General features: G+C 66.4%; 21 protein-coding genes and 1 pseudogene. 6 read left to right on the top strand and 16 right to left on the bottom strand.

Features of this window, described 5'->3' with window-relative positions; translation table 11 throughout:
• Positions 1 to 22 precede the first annotated feature (22 nt).
• Positions 23 to 820, top strand: coding sequence for an RIO1 family regulatory kinase/ATPase (locus C458_RS05225; protein ID WP_008573840.1), 798 nt, complete (start codon positions 23 to 25; stop codon positions 818 to 820).
• Between the two features lie 42 nt (positions 821 to 862).
• On the opposite strand, the gene C458_RS05220 is transcribed toward C458_RS05225, so the two are convergent.
• From C458_RS05220 to C458_RS05200, 5 genes are read right to left on the bottom strand one after another with little or no spacing between them, the layout of a single operon-like run.
• Positions 863 to 1,600: an ABC transporter ATP-binding protein gene (locus tag C458_RS05220; RefSeq protein ID WP_008573838.1), complete on the bottom strand. Its 738-nt coding sequence runs from the start codon at positions 1,598 to 1,600 to the stop codon at positions 863 to 865.
• Positions 1,597 to 2,403: an ABC transporter ATP-binding protein gene (locus C458_RS05215; RefSeq protein ID WP_008573836.1), complete on the bottom strand. Its 807-nt coding sequence runs from the start codon at positions 2,401 to 2,403 to the stop codon at positions 1,597 to 1,599. Before C458_RS05215 ends, C458_RS05220 begins: the two co-directional genes overlap by 4 nt.
• Positions 2,400 to 3,524, bottom strand: a complete 1,125-nt coding sequence (locus tag C458_RS05210; RefSeq protein WP_008573834.1) for a branched-chain amino acid ABC transporter permease — start codon at positions 3,522 to 3,524, stop codon at positions 2,400 to 2,402. Before C458_RS05210 ends, C458_RS05215 begins: the two co-directional genes overlap by 4 nt.
• On the bottom strand, positions 3,521 to 4,462 hold the full coding sequence (locus C458_RS05205; protein WP_008573832.1) for a branched-chain amino acid ABC transporter permease: 942 nt from the start codon (positions 4,460 to 4,462) through the stop codon (positions 3,521 to 3,523). Before C458_RS05205 ends, C458_RS05210 begins: the two co-directional genes overlap by 4 nt.
• A 52-nt stretch (positions 4,463 to 4,514) precedes the next feature.
• Positions 4,515 to 5,828, bottom strand: a complete 1,314-nt coding sequence (locus C458_RS05200) for an ABC transporter substrate-binding protein (protein WP_008573830.1) — start codon at positions 5,826 to 5,828, stop codon at positions 4,515 to 4,517.
• 180 nt (positions 5,829 to 6,008) lie between these two features.
• On the opposite strand from C458_RS05200, the gene C458_RS05195 reads away from it, so the two are divergent.
• Positions 6,009 to 6,848, top strand: a complete 840-nt coding sequence (locus C458_RS05195) for a proline dehydrogenase family protein (protein WP_008573828.1) — start codon at positions 6,009 to 6,011, stop codon at positions 6,846 to 6,848.
• Positions 6,849 to 6,876: 28 nt separating this feature from the next.
• On the opposite strand, the gene C458_RS05190 is transcribed toward C458_RS05195, so the two are convergent.
• The gene (locus tag C458_RS05190) at positions 6,877 to 7,596 is read right to left on the bottom strand and encodes a helix-turn-helix domain-containing protein (protein ID WP_008573826.1); all 720 of its coding nucleotides are present in this window, start codon (positions 7,594 to 7,596) and stop codon (positions 6,877 to 6,879) included.
• 132 nt (positions 7,597 to 7,728) lie between these two features.
• On the opposite strand from C458_RS05190, the gene C458_RS05185 reads away from it, so the two are divergent.
• Positions 7,729 to 9,255: an aldehyde dehydrogenase family protein gene (locus C458_RS05185; RefSeq protein ID WP_008573823.1), complete on the top strand. Its 1,527-nt coding sequence runs from the start codon at positions 7,729 to 7,731 to the stop codon at positions 9,253 to 9,255.
• Positions 9,256 to 9,317: 62 nt separating this feature from the next.
• On the opposite strand, the gene C458_RS05180 is transcribed toward C458_RS05185, so the two are convergent.
• The 4 genes from C458_RS05180 to C458_RS05165 all read right to left on the bottom strand — a co-directional run bounded on the left by C458_RS05180 (position 9,318) and on the right by C458_RS05165 (position 11,021).
• The gene (locus tag C458_RS05180; RefSeq protein ID WP_008573821.1) at positions 9,318 to 9,635 is read right to left on the bottom strand and encodes a hypothetical protein; all 318 of its coding nucleotides are present in this window, start codon (positions 9,633 to 9,635) and stop codon (positions 9,318 to 9,320) included.
• Positions 9,636 to 10,071: 436 nt separating this feature from the next.
• Entirely contained in the window at positions 10,072 to 10,503 is a 432-nt protein-coding gene (locus tag C458_RS05175; protein ID WP_008573819.1) for an SRPBCC family protein, read from the bottom strand.
• 43 nt (positions 10,504 to 10,546) lie between these two features.
• Entirely contained in the window at positions 10,547 to 10,771 is a 225-nt protein-coding gene (locus tag C458_RS05170; RefSeq protein WP_004043755.1) for a hypothetical protein, read from the bottom strand.
• 67 nt (positions 10,772 to 10,838) lie between these two features.
• The gene (locus C458_RS05165; protein ID WP_004043756.1) at positions 10,839 to 11,021 is read right to left on the bottom strand and encodes a hypothetical protein; all 183 of its coding nucleotides are present in this window, start codon (positions 11,019 to 11,021) and stop codon (positions 10,839 to 10,841) included.
• Between the two features lie 151 nt (positions 11,022 to 11,172).
• On the opposite strand from C458_RS05165, the gene C458_RS05160 reads away from it, so the two are divergent.
• Both C458_RS05160 and C458_RS05155 read left to right on the top strand, forming a co-directional pair.
• Positions 11,173 to 12,312 carry an LEA type 2 family protein gene (locus C458_RS05160; protein ID WP_008573816.1) on the top strand — a complete coding sequence of 380 codons (1,140 nt, stop codon included), beginning with the start codon at positions 11,173 to 11,175 and terminating at the stop codon, positions 12,310 to 12,312.
• A gap of 173 nt (positions 12,313 to 12,485) precedes the next feature.
• Positions 12,486 to 12,929 carry a hypothetical protein gene (locus tag C458_RS05155; RefSeq protein WP_004063773.1) on the top strand — a complete coding sequence of 148 codons (444 nt, stop codon included), beginning with the start codon at positions 12,486 to 12,488 and terminating at the stop codon, positions 12,927 to 12,929.
• A gap of 72 nt (positions 12,930 to 13,001) precedes the next feature.
• Here the strand turns inward: C458_RS05155 and C458_RS05150 are convergent, their stop codons facing one another.
• Positions 13,002 to 14,033, bottom strand: a complete 1,032-nt coding sequence (locus C458_RS05150) for a phosphate uptake regulator PhoU (protein WP_004043760.1) — start codon at positions 14,031 to 14,033, stop codon at positions 13,002 to 13,004.
• 349 nt (positions 14,034 to 14,382) lie between these two features.
• Between C458_RS05150 and C458_RS18920 the strand changes: the two are divergent.
• Positions 14,383 to 14,717 (top strand): annotated as a pseudogene (locus tag C458_RS18920) (carboxymuconolactone decarboxylase family protein).
• Between the two features lie 81 nt (positions 14,718 to 14,798).
• On the opposite strand, the gene C458_RS05140 reads toward C458_RS18920, so the two are convergent.
• From C458_RS05140 to C458_RS05120, 5 genes are all read right to left on the bottom strand, one after another.
• Positions 14,799 to 15,863 (bottom strand): ATP-NAD kinase family protein, encoded by a 1,065-nt coding sequence (locus C458_RS05140; RefSeq protein WP_008573799.1) that lies wholly within the window; start codon positions 15,861 to 15,863, stop codon positions 14,799 to 14,801.
• 282 nt (positions 15,864 to 16,145) lie between these two features.
• The gene (locus C458_RS05135) at positions 16,146 to 16,838 is read right to left on the bottom strand and encodes a molybdopterin-binding protein (RefSeq protein ID WP_008573796.1); all 693 of its coding nucleotides are present in this window, start codon (positions 16,836 to 16,838) and stop codon (positions 16,146 to 16,148) included.
• A 105-nt stretch (positions 16,839 to 16,943) separates the two neighbouring features.
• Entirely contained in the window at positions 16,944 to 17,699 is a 756-nt protein-coding gene (locus C458_RS05130; protein WP_008573795.1) for a DUF5803 family protein, read from the bottom strand.
• Between the two features lie 4 nt (positions 17,700 to 17,703).
• Positions 17,704 to 18,381 carry a DUF2110 family protein gene (locus tag C458_RS05125; protein WP_008573794.1) on the bottom strand — a complete coding sequence of 226 codons (678 nt, stop codon included), beginning with the start codon at positions 18,379 to 18,381 and terminating at the stop codon, positions 17,704 to 17,706.
• On the bottom strand, positions 18,382 to 18,912 hold the full coding sequence (locus C458_RS05120; RefSeq protein ID WP_004043767.1) for a transcription factor: 531 nt from the start codon (positions 18,910 to 18,912) through the stop codon (positions 18,382 to 18,384).
• Between the last annotated feature and the right edge of the window lie 43 nt (positions 18,913 to 18,955).

Raw genomic sequence — 18,955 nt, 5'->3', positions numbered from 1 at the left:
GCCCCTCGTCTTACGGGGGTGCATGGACCTCCGTCGGCTCGTCCGCGGCCGCCTCGGGTGGCCGCGTCTGGAGACGGTCGCCCGCGAACTCGCCCGGCGATACGACCGCGACAGCCTCCACATCCGATTTCTCGAGGCGGACAACTGGCTTTCGACCCCGATGGTCGTCGACGACGAGTGGTTCGTGAAAGTCATCTCGAAACAGAACTCGCTCGTCCACGCCGTCTTCACGACCGGGCGAAACCTCGGCGCGTTCTCCAGCGGGACGGAGGGCTTTTTCGGGCATTTCGGGACGCCGCTGGAGATGGCCGAACACGAACTCGAAGCGACGAAGCGACTCCGCGACATCGGCCTGCAAGCGCCCGCGCCGGTCGAGGCGTTCGAGGTTGACGGCCTCGGCGTGCTCGTCCTCGAATACCTGCCGAACTTCCACACCCTCGACACCGCCCCGCGAGCGGAGGTCGAACGGCTCGCCCCCGAGCTGTTCGCGGCGCTCGCGGCGATGCACGACAACCACCTCGCTCACGGCGACCTCCGGGCCGAGAACGTCCTCGTCCGCGAGGACGGCATCTACTTCATCGACGCGACGAACGTCAACGACGAGGGGATGCGCGACGCCCGCGCGTACGACCTCGCCTGCGGGCTGGCCGCGCTCGAACCGCTCGTCGGACCCAAGGCGGCGGTCGCCGCGGCGCTCGACTCCTACGACGCGGACGCGCTGTTGGACGCCGTCGACTTCCTCGACTTCGTCAACATCCGGCCCGACCACGACTTCGACGCCGCGTCGCTCAAAGGCGAAATCGAGAAACACGCGGCGTAGCACGCGGTCGGAAAAAGCCGCGAACGCGGGGCGAGTCGCGCGTTACTCGCCCTCGACGCCCTCGTAGTCCGCGCCGCCCATGTAGAGCCGCGAGACTTCGGGGTCGTCGAGGAGGCCGTCGGCGTCGCCCTCGTAAGCGACGGTCCCCTGGTCGAGGACGTAGCCGCGGTCGGAGATGCCGAGGCCCTCCCGGGCGTTCTGCTCGACCATCAGGACCGCCGTCCCGAGTTCGTTTACCTTCTTCACGTCCTCGAACACCGACTGGACGATGTTGGGCGCGAGGCCCGCCGACGGCTCGTCGATGAGGAGCACTTCGGGCTCCATCACGAGCGCGCGGGCGAACGCGAGCACCTGCCGCTGGCCGCCCGAGAGCGTCCGGGCCTTCGCAGAGCGCTTCTCGTCGAGAATCGTGAACTGGTCGTACAGTTCGTCGATTCGCGCCTGCAAGCCCTCCGAGCGGGCGACCCCGCCCATCCTGAGGTTCTCGTCGATGGTGAGAGACGAAAAGACGTTGTCCACCTGCGGGACGTAGCCCATCCCGACGCGGACGAGGTCTTCCGGCTCCTCGCCGGTGATATCTCGCCCGCTCAGCTCGACCGTCCCGGTCCACGGCTCGAGGAGGCCGAACACCGTCTTGAGGACGGTTGACTTCCCCGCGCCGTTCGGCCCGATGATGCAGACGATTTCGTCCGATTCGAGGTGGAGCGACAGGTCGCGGAGGACCTGCACCTCGCCGTAGCCGCTGTCGACGCCGGTCACGTTGAGTGCGCGCTCGGTCATGGGCCGGCCCCTCCGAGGTACGCCTCGATGACGCGGTCGTCGGAGCGGACTTCGTCCGGCGAGCCCTCCATGAGCACCTTCCCTTGGTCGAGAACGATGATGGGGTCTGCGAGGTCCATGATAAACGGCATGTCGTGTTCGATGATGAGGAAGGTCTGTCCCTCCTCGTTGAGTTCGCGGATGAACCGCTTGATGTCGTTCGCGAGCGTCGGATTGACGCCGGCGACCGGCTCGTCCAAAAGCAGGATGTCGGGGTTCGTCGTGAACGCCCGCGCGAGCTCGACGAGCTTCATCTGCCCGCCGGAGAGGTCGGTCGACGGCTGGTCGATGAGATGCCCGATTTCGAACCGTTCGAGCAGCTCTCGCGTCTGTTCGATGTTCGCCCGCTCCTCTTCTGTCACGTCGGAGCCGGCGAAGAAAAGCGAGAAGATTGACTCGCCTTTCTGCGGGCCGGGACCGACGAGCATCGCCTCGCGGACGGACATCCCCTCCAGCCGCCGGGGCGTCTGGAAGGTCCGAACGAGCCCCTTTCGGGCGCGCTCGTGCGGTTCGAGGTCGGTCACGTCCTCGCCGTTGACGGTGACGTGACCGGCGTCGTTCTCGTAGAAGCCGGAGATGAGGTTGAACAGCGTGGACTTGCCCGCGCCGTTCGGTCCAATCATCCCGGTGATGGTCCCGCGTTCGACCTCGATGGAGACGTCGTCGGTGGCGACGAGGCCGCCGAACGCTTTCTCCAAGCCGGTCGTCTTCAGGACGACGTCGTCCTTGTCGAGGCGCGCACCCTCGTACGCATCGTCGTTCATCGGTCGTCACCCCCGTTCGAGGAGGTCCCGCCGTCGGAGGCGGCACCGGAGGGAGACGCGCCGCCGGCACCGCTTCCGTCGCGCGCCGCCGGCCAGATGAGTTCGTCCTTCGGCGGCAGGAGCCCGTCCTGCCGGAACCGCATGATGAGGATGATGAGCCCGCCGACGAACAGCAGTCGGAGCGGGGCCAAGTCGACGCCGAGCGTCTGGATGAAGCCGATGTCGTTGAGGAAGCGGGTTCCCTCTCGGATGGCGATGACGACGGCCGCGCCGACGACCGCTCCGCGGTTCGACCCGGTCCCGCCGAGGATGACGGCAATCCAGATGTAGAACGTCGTCAGGGGAACGAGGTCCGAGGGGTCGATGTAGAGGTTCAGGTGGGCGTAGAACGCCCCGGCGACGGCCATGATGACCGAGCCGAGGACGAACGCCTGCATCTTGAACCGGTAGGTGTTCTTCCCGAGCGCCTTGGCGAGGTCCTCGTCGGACCGTATGGTCCGGAGGACGCGCCCCCACGGCGACCGGTGGACGCGCCGGAGGAACAGGTAGACGACGGCGATGAGGAAGACCACGATGGCGGCCGTCGTCGCAGAGTCGGTCAGCGGGAGCCACGACATGAGGTTCGGGATGCCGCTGATACCGCTCGACCCGGCGGTCCACTGCCGCTCGTTGAGGATGATGGCGCGGATGACCTCGGCCAGTCCGAGGCTGGCGATGGCGAGGTAGTCCTCGCGCAGGCGGAGCGTCGGGATACCGATGAGCACCGCGACGAACGCGCTCACGACGATTGCCGCGAGGAACCCGAACACCGGGTGGAGTCCGAGTCCGAGCGGGGAGTTCGGCGCGGTCAACAGCGCGGCGCAGTAGGCTCCGATGCCCCAGAACGCGGCGACGGAGAAGTTGATGAGCCCGGCGTAGCCCCACTGGACGTTGAGTCCGAGCGAGAGCAGGGCGTACATCCCGACGAGCGCGATTTGGAACAGGAGGAATCGCAGCCCGACGACGCCGGTGAGGACGCCGACGACGAGCAGCACCGTGATGAGGCCGAGCGCGGCGAAGATGCGTCGCTCGGTCGCGTCGCGGACGAGCGTCTCACGCACCCACGAGGTGACGGCGCTCATCCGCTATCACCCGCGATTCCGCTCGGGCGAACGAGCAGGATGACGACCATGATGACGAACGCGACGGCCTCCGCGTACGGTGTGCTGACCAAGGGGACGCCCAACTGGTCGAAAAGCGGGACCAGTTCGTGGACCATCCCGATGACGAGGCCGCCGAGCATCGCGCCGTAGACGGAGCCGATGCCGCCGAGGATGACCGCGGCGAAGACGATGAGCAGGATGTCGAAGCCCATGCGCGGGCGGACGAGTTCCTCCAGTCCGAGGAAGACGCCGCCGGCCGCGGCGAGCGCGCCGCCGATGAGCCACATGGCGAAGATGACCTCGCTGGTCCGAATGCCGCTGACCCGCGCGAGGTCCGCGTTGTCGGCGGTCGCGCGCATCTTCCGGCCGAGGGTCGTCCGCGTCAGCGTCAGGTGCAGCGCCGTCACGAGGACGACGGTGAGCGCCACGACGACGAGGTTGCGCGGCGTGACCGCGATGCCGAGCGTCTCGCGGACCCACGGAACCGGCCCCTGTCGGGGAACGCCGTAGCGCTCGGGCTCGGTTCCGAACGACAGGAACACGAGCGCGCGATAGACGAGCGCGACGCCGATACTGGAGATGAGAAGTCCGATGGAGCCGCTGTCCTTCACCGGGCGGTAGACGACGCGGTTGGTGACGACGGAGATGACCGCCGCCGCACCCATGCCGAACGCGAGAGCGAGGAAGAACCAAAGCGGCAGGCCGAACACGCCCGCGTCGCCCAGCATCGGTCGGAAGAAGCCGACCGAGAACAGCGCGGAGAACGCCCCCACGGTCATGAGGTCTCCGTGGGCGAAGTTCGCGAAGTCCGCGATGCTGTACACGAGCGACAGCCCGATGGCCGCGAGGACGATGATGCTCGAGAACACCACGCCGTTGGCGACGTACTGGAAGGGGCTGATTTGGAGCGGTATCACGGCTCCGGGGCCCTCCCGTGGGTCGTTCGCCGTCCGTTCCGTGCGTGCATAGTTAGCTCGTGATGTAGTCACCGAAGACGTACTCGTGGTCCTCGACGCTGTAAATCTGGTAGTAGCCCGGCGGGTCGCCGTTCTCGTCGAGGTCGACCGGGCCGCTGACGCCCTGATAGTTGATGTCGCTCGGGGAACCGCCGTCGCGGAGGACGGCCGCGGCCTCCTCGAAGTTGAAGACCTCCTCGCCCTCGGGGCGGGTCACGTCGCGGACGACCGACGCGAGCGCCTCGCCGGTGAACTCGTCTGCCGCCTCGATGGCGATGGCCGCGACCGTCACGGCGTCGTAGGCGTACGCCGACCAGACCGTCGGCGTCCCGTCGTAGTTCTCCTCGAACGCGGCGACGAAGTTCTGGTAGTTCTCCTGGTCCTGCGGGGCGCTCTCGGTGATGCCCGTCATCCCGTCCATGCTACCTTCGGGCGTGTTTTCGATGATGGAGTCGGCGACGGTTGACTCCGCGCCGTAGTAGTCGACGGACGTGTTGTAGCCCTGGTCGAAGCCCTCGTTGACCATGACCGTGTACTCGTTCGCGTACGTGAGGAAAATCCACGCCGAGGCGTCGGTCGATGCCATCTCGGTGAGGATGCCGCTGTACGACGATTGACCCTGGTCGTGCGGTTCGTTGTAGGCGACGGTACCGTCGAACTCGGACTCGAACGTCTCGGCGAACACGTCGGACAGCCCCGTCCCGTAGTCATTGTTGATCCACGTGACGGCGACCGTGTCGTGGCCGTCGTCGTTGACGAGGCTGGCGAGCGCCTGTCCCTTCGCGGAACCGGAGGGGCTCATCCGAAGCAGCTCCGGCCGCGTCGTGAGTTCGGGACTCGTGCTGTTCTGACTGATTTGGACGACGCCGGCGTCTCTCGTGACGCTGTCGTGGATGGCGATGGAGACGCCGGAGCCCACGGAGCCGATGAGAAGCGGGACGCCGTCTTGGTTGACGAGCACCTGTGCGCCGTTGACCCCGCCTTGGTTCGTACTCTCGTCGTCCTCGACGGAGATGTTCAGCGACGCCCCTTCGGAGCCGATACCGACCTCGTTGATGGCCGCGAGCGCGAGTTCGCGGCCGCGAGTGTTGCGCTCGCCGTACGGCGCGAGCGACCCGGTGAGCGAGTCGACCATACCGATGGTGTACGACGATTCGTCGCCGCCGCTTTCCTCGGTGGTCGTGGTGGTCTCGTCGCCGCCGTCACCGCCGCCGCCGCTTTCCTCGGTGGTCGTTGCCGTGGGAGTCTCTTCTTCCCCTTCGAGACAGCCGGCGGTCGCCCCGACGAGCGAGAGCCCCGACAGCTTCAGCAGCGTTCTGCGGTCCATGTCGTGTGGTGACATAACAAGCATTGCTCTCCAGCTATCGTAAATATACCTGTGACCGTCCATGGTCGGGGCCCCGGACCCCGTCGGACGAAACGAGCGTTCCGTAATTATTTCAGGAATATTTTTCAGAATGATTTGGTAGGGTCCCTCTTTAGGGTACGTGTCTCACAATAGCGGGTCGTGATACCCCCCATCGCGAACAACTTCGTGGCGGGCGAGACGGCCGACGGAGCGGTCTCGCACGTCGAGTCGCTGAACCGCGACGGCATCGCGGGGATACTGAACCTGCTCGGCGAGCACTACACCGACCGGGCGGCCGCCGACGCCGACGCCGACGCGTACGTCGACCTCGTCCGTCAACTCGGCGCGACGGACCTCGATGGCTGCGTCTCGGTGAAGCCTTCGCAGATTGGTCTCGACATCAGCGACCGCGCGTTCCGGGAGAACCTCGACCGCATCGTCGACGCCGCGGACGCCGAAGGCGTGTTCGTCTGGGTCGACATGGAGGACCACGAGACGACCGACGTGACCCTCGACGCCGTCGACGACTTGGGCCACCGGACGGGCGGGAACGTCGGCGTCTGCGTGCAGGCGAACCTGAAACGCACGCGCGACGACCTCGAACGCCTCGCGGAGGGACCCGGCAAGGTCCGTCTCGTCAAGGGCGCGTACAACGAGCCGGCGTCCATCGCGTACAAGGAGAAGTCGAAGGTGGACGAGGTGTACAGGGACCTCCTCGAATTCATGTTCACCGAGTTCGACGACGGGGTGGCGGTCGGCAGCCACGACCCGCACATGATTGCACACGCCCGCCGCCTCCACGAACAGTACGGGACGCCCTACGAGGTGCAGATGCTCATGGGCGTGCGCGAGGACGGCCAGCGCGACCTCGCGGACGCCGGCATCGAGACGTGGCAGTACGTCCCCTACGGGGACAAATGGTTCTCCTACTTCTACCGACGCGTCCGCGAGCGGAAGTCGAACGCGCTGTTCGCGCTCCGCGCCGTCGCCGGTATCTGAGCCGGGACAGACACCCAATCGTCCCGTGCTACTGCGGGTCGAGCAGTTTCGACTCCGCTTTGCGCAGGTGTTCGAGCAGCGTCGTCTTCGAGATGTCCATCTCGGCGGCGAGTTCGCGGGTCGACACCTCGCGGGGCCAGCGGTAGTAGCCTTCTTCGCGCGCGAGTTCGAACGCCTCCCGCTGACTCCGGGTGAGCGTGTCGAGCCGCCGACTGCGCTCCGGTTCCGCGCCCTCGGACGTGGAGATGGAGGCGACGCGAATCTCGGCTCCGGTCTCGTCCATGACGGTCTCGATGCGCGGCTGTATCTCCTCGCGCGCGCCGGCGAACCAGACTTCCCACCGCTCGCGGCCGTTTTCTATCTGCGTGGGGGCGCTGTGGACGAAGCCCTGCTTGAGCAGCTCCGGACACATCATGTCGCTCGGGTCGTACTCCAAGAAGAACTCGCGGGCGACCGGGCCGGGCGCGACGTGCTTCCCGCGGGAGTCGAACCGCTCTTGCAGTTCCAACACCTCGCCCGTGAGCTCCGAGTCAGCGATGGCGTCGAGGAGCGTCTCGACCTCGTCGAGCGACTCGCCGTAGGCGGTGAACAACCCGTTCGACCGCTCGACGCCCGCGGCGGGGGCGTCGTAGATGGCGTGTGCGAGGATGCCGCCGTCGTGTTCGCTCGTCGATTCTATCGCCCAGCAGTTCGGATGCCACAGGTCGAGCGTAAGGCGCGTGCCTTCACCTGCCGTGCGCTCGCTCATACACCGGGTAATACGTCGTTACGTAAGATGTTATCTGTGGTCACTCGGCGTCGCGGTGATGCGTCGGTTCGGGCGCGTCCCTTCCATGGGAGGGTCCGGGGTTATTAATCATAGTTGTGAGTATAGAGTCATATGGCGCAGGACGAATATCAGCACTACATCGACGGCGAGTGGACGGACGGCACCGGCGGCGAGACGTTCGAGAGCACGAACCCCGCGACGGGCGGGTCGCTGGGGACGTTCCGACGCGGCACGCCCGAGGACATCGACGCGGCGGCCGCCGCGGCCGACGAGGCGTACGAGGAGTGGCGCGAACTCTCCCACATCGACCGCGCGGAGTACCTCTGGGACATCTACCACGAACTGCGCGACCGCACGGAGGAACTCGCGGAGGTCGTCACGAAGGAGTGCGGCAAAGAGATTTCCGAGGGCCGCGCCGACGTCATCGAGGCGTACCACATGGTCGAGTGGGCCGCGGGCGACGCCCGCCACCCCAAAGGCGACGTGGTCCCCTCCGAGATTCCCGCGAAGGACGCCTACATGCGCCGCAAGCCCCGCGGCGTCGTCGGCTGTATCACCCCGTGGAACTTCCCCGTCGCCATCCCCTTCTGGCACATGGCCGTCGCGCTCGTCGAGGGCAACACCGTCGTCTGGAAGCCCGCCGAGCAGACGCCGTGGTGCGGGCAGATTATCGCCGAGATGTTCGAGGACGCCGGCATCCCCGACGGCGTGTTCAACATGGTACAGGGCTTCGGTGACGCCGGCGCGAGCATCGTCGACGACGAGCGCGTCGACTCCGTGCTGTTCACGGGCTCCGCCGAGGTCGGCCACGAGGTCGCGAGCAAGGTCGCCCAACAGCCCGGCAAACTCGCCGCGTGCGAGATGGGCGGCAAGAACAACATCGTCATCACGGAGAAGGCGGACCTCGACATCGCGGTCCACTCCGCGACGATGTCGTCGTTCAAGACCACCGGCCAGCGCTGTGTCTCCTCCGAGCGCATCGTCGTCCACGAGGACGTGTACGACGAGTTCAAGGAGCGCTTCGTCGAGAACGCGAAGAACGTCTCCGTGGGCGACCCGCTCCGCGAGGACACGTTCATGGGGCCCCTCATCGAGGAGGGCCACAAGGAGAAGGTCACGAACTACAACGAACTCGCGGAGACGGAGGGCGTGAACGTCCTCGTCGACCGCACCGAGCTCGACGCCGACGAGATTCCCGAGGGCCACGAAGACGGCCACTGGGTCGGGCCGTTCGTCTACGAGGCCGACCCCCACGACGACCTCCGCTGCACCCACGAGGAGGTGTTCGGCCCCCACGTCGCCCTGCTGAAGTACTCCGGCGACATCGAGGACGCAGTCGAGATTCAGAACGACACCGACTACGGGCTGGCCGGTGCCGTCATCTCCGAGGACTACCGCCAGATAAACTACTTCCGCGACCACGCCGAGGTCGGCCTCGCCTACGGCAACCTCCCGTGTATCGGCGCGGAAGTCCACCTCCCGTTCGGCGGCGTGAAGAAGTCCGGCAACGGCTACCCCTCGGCCCGCGAAATCATCGAGGCCGTCACCGAGCGCACCGCGTGGACGCTCAACAACTCCAAGGAGATTCGCATGGCGCAGGGCCTCTCGGCGGACATCAAGACCAAGCAAGACGACTGAAGTCGTCCAGCCGGTCACCGCGTCACGGCCCCGCAGCAGTCCTGCTTTTTCCGTCCACCGTTTCAGTGTCCGTCGGTCGATTCAGCCTCCCCGTGAGCGCCGGCCGCGACGTAGACGCCGGGCATCCCCGTCTCCTCGACGGTCAGCGCCACTTCCTCGTTCTCCTCGGCGGGGCGGTCGGTCACGACGGTCACGGCCTCGATTGGGTCGCGGCGGACGAACGCCCAGACGAGGTCGAGCATCGAGGGATGACCGCCCTTCCGAACGACGAGTACGTGACGCGAGTCGGCCAGCGCCCGGAGTTCGGGCGACAGGTCCTCGTCGTCGAGTTCGTCCGGTGGAATGGCGTGCAGCACGTCGCCTCGAATCGTCTCGGTCATGGTGGCTCCGACGAGGGCCGGGGGAAAGAAGCGTGCGCTCTCGGACTGTCGGGGGGTCGCCGCCGAGGCGCGACGACGCCGCGGCTCGGAGCGAAGCGGTCGTCAAAAGGCGGAGGCGAATGCGCCTCCCGCCGAGTCTCGCGTCACCAGTTGGCGAAGTGAGACGAGGGGGAGTGCGCTCCCACCGGGCTTGGGAGCGCGAAACGACGTGGCCACGTCGTTTCGGATGCCGCAACGGACCCCGAAACGTTGCGGCGGGTGCGGCGGATGTGGAGTCGCCGACGACTGGCGAGAAAAGCGCCTATTGCGTCGGCGACTTTCGCTTAGGAGCCACGATGTATAAAGCCACCGCAACAGCCGCTCTCACACCCCGCGAGCGCACGGCTCTCGCGGTTCCTCGCCCTGTCTCACCGAGCGTTGACGGTCGTCGCCGGCGTTACGCGGTCGCTTCGAACTCGCGTCGGAGCTCCGCTTCGAGGTTGTCGAGTTCGCGGTCGAGGTTGCGCTCGAAGAACGCCTCGACGCCCGGCAGTCGGCCGTCGACGGTGAACTCGTTGATGAGGCGGCTGCCGCCGTCGTGTTCCTCGATGGTGTGTTCGCCCGTCACCCGCATCACCCGCGACTTGCCGACGAACTTGACGTGGGTCGGCTCGTCGACTTCGATGTCTTCCGTCTCGACTGTCACCGTCGAACGGACGAGCGGAATCGGGAGTTCGAGATACCACGTCGCGTGGCGGCCGTCGTCGGACACGTCGAAGCGGTCGACGACGCTGATAGCCCCCGCTCGCTTGGCCGGGTCGGCGATGAACTCCCAGACGCGCTCGCCGGGAGCGTCGAACTCGAACGTTCGTTTCACGCGGACGGTCATGAGATACCATCACACCTCCACAGTAAAAATCCGTGGAATCGCCTCAGCTTCGGGTGACGCGCCACGTCGTCGAGCGGGCTCGTCCCCACTTCTCGATTTCGACGTCTTCGGACTTCTCGGCCAGCCGCGGCAGACGGGACCCGACCTGCTTCGCGGTGAGACCGATGGCTTCGGCGATGTTCTTCGCCCGGAAGTAGCCCTCCCCGCGGCTGACGCTGTCGCGGAGATAGGCGAGAATGCGTTGTTCCTCGTCGGTGTACTCAGTCATCCTCGGACCGTCTAGGGAATGGGCGTTATTAACGGTTACCCGTGTTCCTCAGCGTTGATACTCGACGCTACTGGAACAGGTGCGCGCCGCAGACCGCCAGCGAGGCGGCGATAATCGCGACCATGAACCCGAGCGCCTTCGTCAACTGGTCCGGTCCGGCGACCATCAGCCCCGCGCCGACGAGCGTGAGTACGCCGAACAACGCCGCAAAGCCGATGGACTTGTCGGATTGCACCGTCTTGGTTTCCATGTTCCCGACCTTCGCGGGTGCGCACTTAGTTCATTCGACACCGCCTGCCGTGGGGTGACGTGTCGGGGTCGAGGCGTGCGGGACGGTCCCGCGAACCGCCGTCGCGCTCGGCCGTTCGACATATGTACCACCAGTCTCGTGTGTCCACAAGATGGGACTGACATCCGCGCTGTTCGGCGGTAAACTCCGTATCGCGCTCGTCGCGCTGGTGCTCCTCGCGACCGTCATCGGCGGGGCGTTCGCGGCCGGAATAATCGGCGCGCCGAGCGTCGACCGGGTCGACAACCGGTTCGGCGGCGTCAACGAGACGGCGACGGTCATCGAGACCGACCTGTACGTCTCGAACCCGAACCCGCTTTCAGCGAACCTCTCCGGGCTCGCCGTCGACTACGGCGTCGAGATGAACGGGATTCGGATGGCGACCGGCGAGAAGGAAGGCGTCTCTGTCGGGCAGGGGACCACAGCAGTCCCGCTTCGGACGACGCTCGAAAACGAGCGCATCCCCGAGTGGTGGGTCTCGCACATCCAGAACGGCGAGCACACCGACCTCGCCGTGAACGCCACCGTCACCTCGGAGACGCTCGGCCGGACCTTCGAAGCGCCCGAGATTACCCGGAGCATCGACACCGACCTGCTGTCGGCGTTCAACTCCACGGAGACCCGCGAGATAAACGCGGAGTCGCCGGTCGTCTCCGACCCCGTGTTGTACGTCAACGAGACGAACGCCGAGTGGGGCGAATCCACGGACGAGCGCACGGCGCTCGAACTCACGTTCATCGTCCACAACCCCAAGCCGCACCCGATTGCGGTCTCCGAACTCGGCTACGACATCTCCATGAACGACGTGGCCGCGGGCGAGGGGACCACGAACTCCGAGTACGTCATCCCTCCGCGGTCGACGGAGACAATCGAGGCGACGACCCACATCGAAAACGACAGGCTCGACGAGTGGTGGGTCACGCATCTCGAACGCGACCAGACGACCGACCTGCGCATCGACTTCTACGCGAACCTCGACGCCGGCGGTACGACGCTTCGCGTCCCCCTCGACCCGCTGACCTACGAGAAGACGTTCGAGACGGACATCTTCGGGAACAAGGCGGCGTCTGACGGAAGCGAGACGGCGGACGAACCCACGGCGACGGAGACGGCCGAGACAACCGAGGCGACTGAGACAGCCGAGCCCGAGACCGCGACTTCGACGGCAACCACGACTTCGACGGCAACCACGACCACGACGACGCCCTCGTCAGACGACGGGACCACGACCACCGACGACGGCCTCCTATAACAGTCCCGCGTCAGACGTGGCGTCGGAGGCCGTTCGACCGCCGGCGTCTATCGAAGAATCGTCGGTGAATCCTGACTCAGCCGATAACTCTTTACCGTCGGCTACGATAGTCGATGATATGACACGGAGTACCCACGCTCCTGATCGAGTTCTTCTCCCGTAATGAGAACCCTGTGTCCGTCGAGAGCGACGACGAAACCATCGTCGTCTCCTTTGGCGACCAGTCCTGTGAACTGTCCCGAGACGCCGCCGCCGACTTGCAGGAGGCCATCGGCTCGGCGCTGACCGAGAAACGGGAGTTCTTCCGCACGGCCGGCGAGTACCGCCGAGACGGCAGCTACGTCGTCTCCCGCCGCGGCGCGGACTCCACCGGCAACGCGAAGGTGTTCACCAGTTTCGACGAACTGCGCCGCCTGTACGACCGCCTGCCCGAGCGCTTCACCGCCGAGGACATCGGTCGCACCGGCATCACCGGGTCGCGCCGCCACATGATACTCCGGCACTTCGGCGAGCATCCGGGGTTCGACTGCCGCATCGCCAGTCGGAACCCGCTGACGGGCGAAAAAGAGTCGTCCGAGACCGAAAACGGCGAGGCGATGGAAGTCATCGCCGACTGAGCGCGCCGGTACGACGGCGCGCCGGTGCGCCGACCGCGACTCGCCTTTCCTTCCGTCTTCGGTTCCGCAGCCTCAGTCTATCGTGACGTGGTCCGACTCCTCGTTGAGCGCGAGGTTCGACGCGATTTCCGCGTTCCGCATCGCGTACTGCGCGGTCTGCTGGAGGCTCACCAGCACCTCGCGAATCTGGAGGAGCTTCTGGTTTTCCATCTCCGGGAGGTCGTTGAGGATGTCGCGCTCGCGGTCGCTAATCTCGCGGAACAGCTCTCGGCACTCGATGGTGAGGTCGTAGTCGCGCTCGACGACGGCCCGCACCGCGGTCGTCGTAATCTCGTCGACGTGGTCCGTGAACTCGCGGATGCGCCGCATCGTCGACTGGTCGACGTCGATGGTGTGGCCCTCAGCGTCCATGACGATGTTGGCGATGTCCTCGGCGTTGTCGGCGGTCAGTTCGAGGTTTTTCGCCACCGAGCGGTAGCCGATGAGCGGGAAGCCCGAATCGAGGCCGACCGCCCGCGCGAGGTTGGGGTTCTGGTAGGACGTGAAGATGAGCCGGAGCAGGAGGACGAAAATCTTGTTCGCCTGCCGCTCGCGGTTGAGCGCCCGCTGGGCGAGGTCGGGGTTGCCGTGGGCGAGCGCCTTGACGGCCTCGCCGCGCATCGTGCTGCCCGTGTTTTCGAGGCGTTCGAGCAGGTTGTTGAGGGTGAAGTCCTCCGCGTCGACCGAACAGCGAATCGCGATTCGCTCGGGGGTCTCCTCGATGACGCCGAGGCCCATGAGCTGGGTCTCGGCCTTGTAGACGGCGTTGATGTGGTCCGAATCGAGCGCGCCCTCGCTTTTCTCGATGTGGATGACGCGCCGTCCGAGGACGTACTGCGCCACGATGGCGCGTTCGAGCGCCTCCGCGTTCAGACTGTCGGCGCGAATCGTCGCCTTCGAATCTTCGGTGTTGACCGATTCGGGAAGCACGGTCAGCGTTCCCTTGCCGCTCGTCCGAATCGTCACCTCATCGCCCTTCTCGACGTTGTGTTCCTTGGCCCACTCCGCTGGAAGCGTCATCGCCAGCGTGGAGGGACCGAGACGCTGGACTTTCCGGGTTTCCATGCCAGTCAGAACCCATCCAATGACCTTAAATCTCACTATATTACACCCCGTGTGAATAATGGGTAGTGGTTCTCATTGCACACGATTCCGAATATTAAATCATCTACGTCGAGCGGGCGGGATGGAAACGGCTGGCCGTCCCGTACACCGGCGTATTACCCCCGAGTTCCCCCGGAACGTCGTCGATACGGGCAGATTGTGATTTTCCAGACTGTTCATAACTTTACTGCTCCGGGGCTCGTAATGATCGCCTCCATAGCGACGGGACTGCGGAGGGACGGGAAGAGAGATGGTATCGAACAACACACGACAAGAGATGGAGGGAATGCTCAGTCAGGTCCCGAGTTAGATGGAGGACGTGGCAGAACCGGCGAGCGAACACAGTTGGGGGCTCTTCCGCGACCTCAATCTGGGAGCGGACACCGAACTGTCCGGGCGAGAGAAGGCGCTCATTGGCGTCGGCGTCGCGGCTGCGACTAGCTGTCCCTACTGTATCCACACCGAGGAAGCGCGGTTGAGCGGCGTCACGGCCGAGGGACTCAGAGAGGCAGTCAACCTCGCCGCCGACACGAAGTACTTCTCGACGGTGCTCCACGGGAACGAGACCGACTCGACGAGTTCAAGGCCGAAACGGACGAAATCGTCGAGTACGTCACGAAACAACAGGCGCCGGCGGACGACTGACGAGACGGCTGTCGAACCCGGCCGCTCGCTCATTTTTCTGTCGGCACGGCGCGCCGAATCGACTCCGACTGGGTGCGCCGCTCACTCGATTTTCATCATCCGACGCTCGACGCGACCCACGCGGACTTTCGTCCACCCGCGGAGGTCCGCGTCGAGGTCGGGGTCGTCGGTGTCGACCCGGAGGACCGGAATCCCGTCGAGTTTCGACCGCGAGGCGACGACCGACACGTCGCAGCGTCGAATCACGGCCGGGGAGAGCTGGGGGTTGCCGCGACCGAAGACAAACCCCTGTCCGCCGATGGGTGTGACGACGATGACGTTCTCCTCGCCGAGGCTCGCCAGAATTTCGGCCTCCGTCGCGTCGCGGGCGAGCACCTCGCCGTCGCGGTAGACGTCGACGCCGAGCGGCGACCCGTCGATGCCCAACTCGGCTTTCACCGCGCCGACGGTGCTCCCGGGGCCGAGGACGTAGGTGACGCCCGCGGTCGCCCGGATATCGTCGGCGACGCCCGCGGCCAGCGCCTCGACGGTGCCGCCGCCGGTCTGTTTCGACGACTGGAGGTCCTCCGCGACGGGGACGTGCGCGACCGCCCGAAGCTCCGGTCTGACCTCGCCCTCGCGGTAGTCGTCCTCGTCGATGTCCATGACTTCGCGGGCCTCGGTCCGCTCGAACGAGGTGACGACGTGGGCGGCGTCCTCGGGAGAGACGGCGAACACGGAGGAGTAGACCTTCACGCCCGCGGGGACGCCCAGCATCGGCACGTCGGTCCCGTCGAGCGCCTCGGCCACGTCGGCCGCGGTGCCGTCGCCGCCGACGAACAACACGAGGTCCGCGTCGGCGGCGACGAACGCCTCGACGGCGGCGATGGTGTCGGCCGCGCTCGTCTCGTCGCCGGACGGACCGCCGAGCACCTCGGGGTCGAAGCCGGCGTCTCGGGCGGCCGCCGCGCCCATCTCGCCGCCCCACGCGAGCAGTTCCGTCTCGGGGGCGGCCTCGAAGAGCCGAGAGAGCGCCCGTCGCGCCCGCTCGGGCGACCGCGGCTCCGCGCCGCGCGCTCTGGCCTCCGCGACTTTCCCGTCGGTTCCCTTCAGGCCGACCCGGCCGCCCATCCCCGCGACGGGGTTGACGACGACACCGATTCGCATGACTGAACGAACCCGCGCCCCGGGGAAAAGCGACGCGGTAGCCGGCGAGAGGCGACTGGGGCGCGCCCCCACGGGTTCGCTGACGCTCACGCCGTGACAACTGTCGCCAGAACCTCACCGTTTAAGAACCGGACGTGGGAACTGTCACCTATGATTCCGCTATCAGCCAGCGAGCAGGTGTTGCCGACCTCGGAGACGGCCGCGACCGTGCTTCTCGTGGGTATCCTCATGACCGCCGGGTGGCTCTGGTACCTCCAGCGCTGACCCGTCGGCCGACCGACCCTACTCTTCGTACAACTCGACTCGCGCTTCGAGCCACGCGGCCGCCGATTCGACCGTCTCCTCGTCGGCCCCGGCGAGTTTGATTCTGACGTGGTCACCGGGGTAGCTCCCGACGGTCACGTCGAACGCCGATTGGACGGCCTCGAACCGCTCGATGAGCGAGCTTTCGGGCTCCGAGGTGTGGACGAACCGGACGTGGGTCCGTTCGCCGGCGAACTCGTCGGCGACGCGGGCGAACATGGCTTTCATCTCGCCGGGGACGCCGGGGAGCACGTACACCGAGCCGACGACCGCGCCGGGCGCGACGCCCTCGTCGTTCGGGAGCATCCGCGACCCCGCGGGGAGGTCGGTCGTCCCCTCCACGAGGTCGGCCGCGGAGTAGCCGCCGTTGGTCTCCAGCCACTCCTCGGCGTCGGCGTTGCGCTCCAGCGAGCGCCCGAACGCGGCCGCGACGCTCTCCATCGTCACGTCGTCGTGTGTCGGTCCCAGCCCGCCGGTGACGACGACGGCGTCGTACTCCGCGTGGTACTCGTTGACCACGCGGGCGATGTCGGCGACGCGGTCGGGGACCGTCGTCACGCGCTCGACGGAGACGCCCCGCGCCGTCAGTTCCTCGCAGAGCCACGCGGCGTTCGTGTTGACGGTGTCGCCGGCGAGGAGTTCGTCCCCGACGGTGACCACGGCGACTTGCATACCCCGAGGTAGCGGGCTGCGAGGCAAAAAAGCGTTCACACCGGCGAACCGGGGCGAGCGACCGACGCCGAGAACGGGGTCGGGGTCGGGGTCAGGTGGCGTCGCTCAGCGGTCGTCGTCTTCGACGTCCAAGCCGAGTTCCTGTCTGCGGTCGCGGAGCGTCTGAATCTGCCGGCGGTAGTAGAGTATCCCCGCGCCGCCGACGAGCACCGAGACGGCCGCGACGGCCGCGAAGATGCCGAGGTCGCGCTGGAGGTAGAACTGCACGACGACGTTCCCGTCGGTCACCTCGTCCCACCGGATGTGGAGCCGGTCGTCGACGACTTCGGTGTCGTAGCCCGACGGCCGAACCGACCCGAATATCGGGAAGTCGACGCGGCGGTCCGCGGGCAGGACGACCTCGTAGCTCCCCTCGACGAAGACGGGAAGCGAGAACCGCTTCGGCGTCGAGGACGAGCTAAACGCGATTTTTCCCTCGCTCCCGGCGTCCGCGGGGAGCGTGACGTTCGTAATGCGGTCGTTCTGCGTCACGTCGCCGCCGCGGGCCTTCAGCTCGGTCCCGTTGACGACGGTCCCGTTGCCGTAGCGGTAGCGGACCGCCTCGACCGAAAGCGGCGTCCGACTGCCGAAGCCGTCGAACCGGTAGAGTTCGACCGAGGAGCTGTTTACCTCGTAGACCGCGCGGAACCGACCGTTGTCCTGTACCGTGATGTGCGCGTCGGTCTCGGCGGTCCACGCGTACTCGCCGTCGGGCGCGGCGTCGAGGCGGTCGTTCGAGACGCTCGAGGTGCCGCCGAGACACCCGGCGGTCACGAGGAGGAGGGCGAGCGCGGCGATACCGACGAGGAGTCGCCTGTTCATCGTCTTACTGGCCGATGACGCACTTCAGCTCCGACGGGAGGTACGAGCCGATGCTGGCGAGGAGCCCCGGCGGGTCGGTTTCGTCCCGGCAGACGATGCTCTGTTCGAGCAGGCCGAGGCGCTCGACGGTCACGATGTCCTTTGCGTGGCCGGCGCGGTTGACCGTCGCGCGGACCTCGCCGCGGGTCGCGCTGTTGACGTTGACGCGACCGCTGCCGCGGGTCCAGTCGTAGAGGCGGTCGATCTGCTCGTCGGCCAGCCGCGAGGGCTCGTCGTCGCCGCCGTAGACGAACGTCAGCGGCATATGCTGGACGAGGCCGAAGCGGTCGCGAATCTGGGTCGCGGAGCCGCGGCCGAGGCCGAGTTCCTCGGTCGGGACGCGCACCTCGATACCGGCGTCAAGGACGAATCCGTCGTCGTCCCAGTGCTCGAGGGTGCCGACGTAGGTCTCGCCGGCCGACAGATGCGGCGTGACCTCGCCCCACTCCTCGCGGAGGACGTTCCGCGCGACCGTCTCGTCGTCGCCCGAGACCGTCACGGAGATGAAGCCGTCGTCGCGGACGCCGATGTCGTAGTCGACGTCGAGGTCGCCGATGTCGTTGGCGACGAGCGACGTGAGGCTGTCGAGCGCCCGCTCGCGGGCGTCGCCGTCGATGTAGCACTTCGTTGCGAGAACGACCATTCAGTTCGTCCCCGTCACTTCGACGTTGAGCTCGTCGCGGAGCTCCTCGATGCGTCGCTCCATCGCGTCGACGAGGTCGTCGTTGTCCATCGGTTCGAGCTGCGCGCCCGTCTCGGGGCACTGGAAGCCGTGTTCCATCGCCTCGGAGAACTCGAAGCGGATGCCGGCGGGTTCCGAGAGGTAGAACTCGTGGTTGCGCTCGTAGTCGAGGCGCTCTTCGAGCGCGTCGAGGAGGCGGTACATCTCCTCTTCGAGGTTCTCGGGGATGTTCTCGTAGTGGAAAGTCCAGAGGTAGGTGAGCCAGCCGGAGTCCTCGTCGCGGACGCGGCGGTACGACGCGAGGTCGTTCTCGTAGAGAATAAACAGCGCGCGGCGCACGTCGTTGAGTTCGAGCCGCAGCTCCTCGGCGAGTTCCTCGTCGGTGACCTCGCCGTCCGGGGGTGCCGCCGCGACCGGCATCCCGGTTGGCCCGACCAACTCGTGGAGGTACTTCTGGATAACAGGGTCGTTCAGTAACTCCTCAAAAGCCATTGTGCGAAATGGCGTCAGGAACGCCATTAAGTCTTATTACTCC

The sequence above is a fragment of the Haloferax sp. ATCC BAA-644 genome (assembly GCF_000336975.1).
GTDB lineage: Archaea > Halobacteriota > Halobacteria > Halobacteriales > Haloferacaceae > Haloferax > Haloferax volcanii.
Note: the sequence above shows the minus strand (reverse complement) of the source record. Positions and strands in the feature narration are given on the sequence as shown.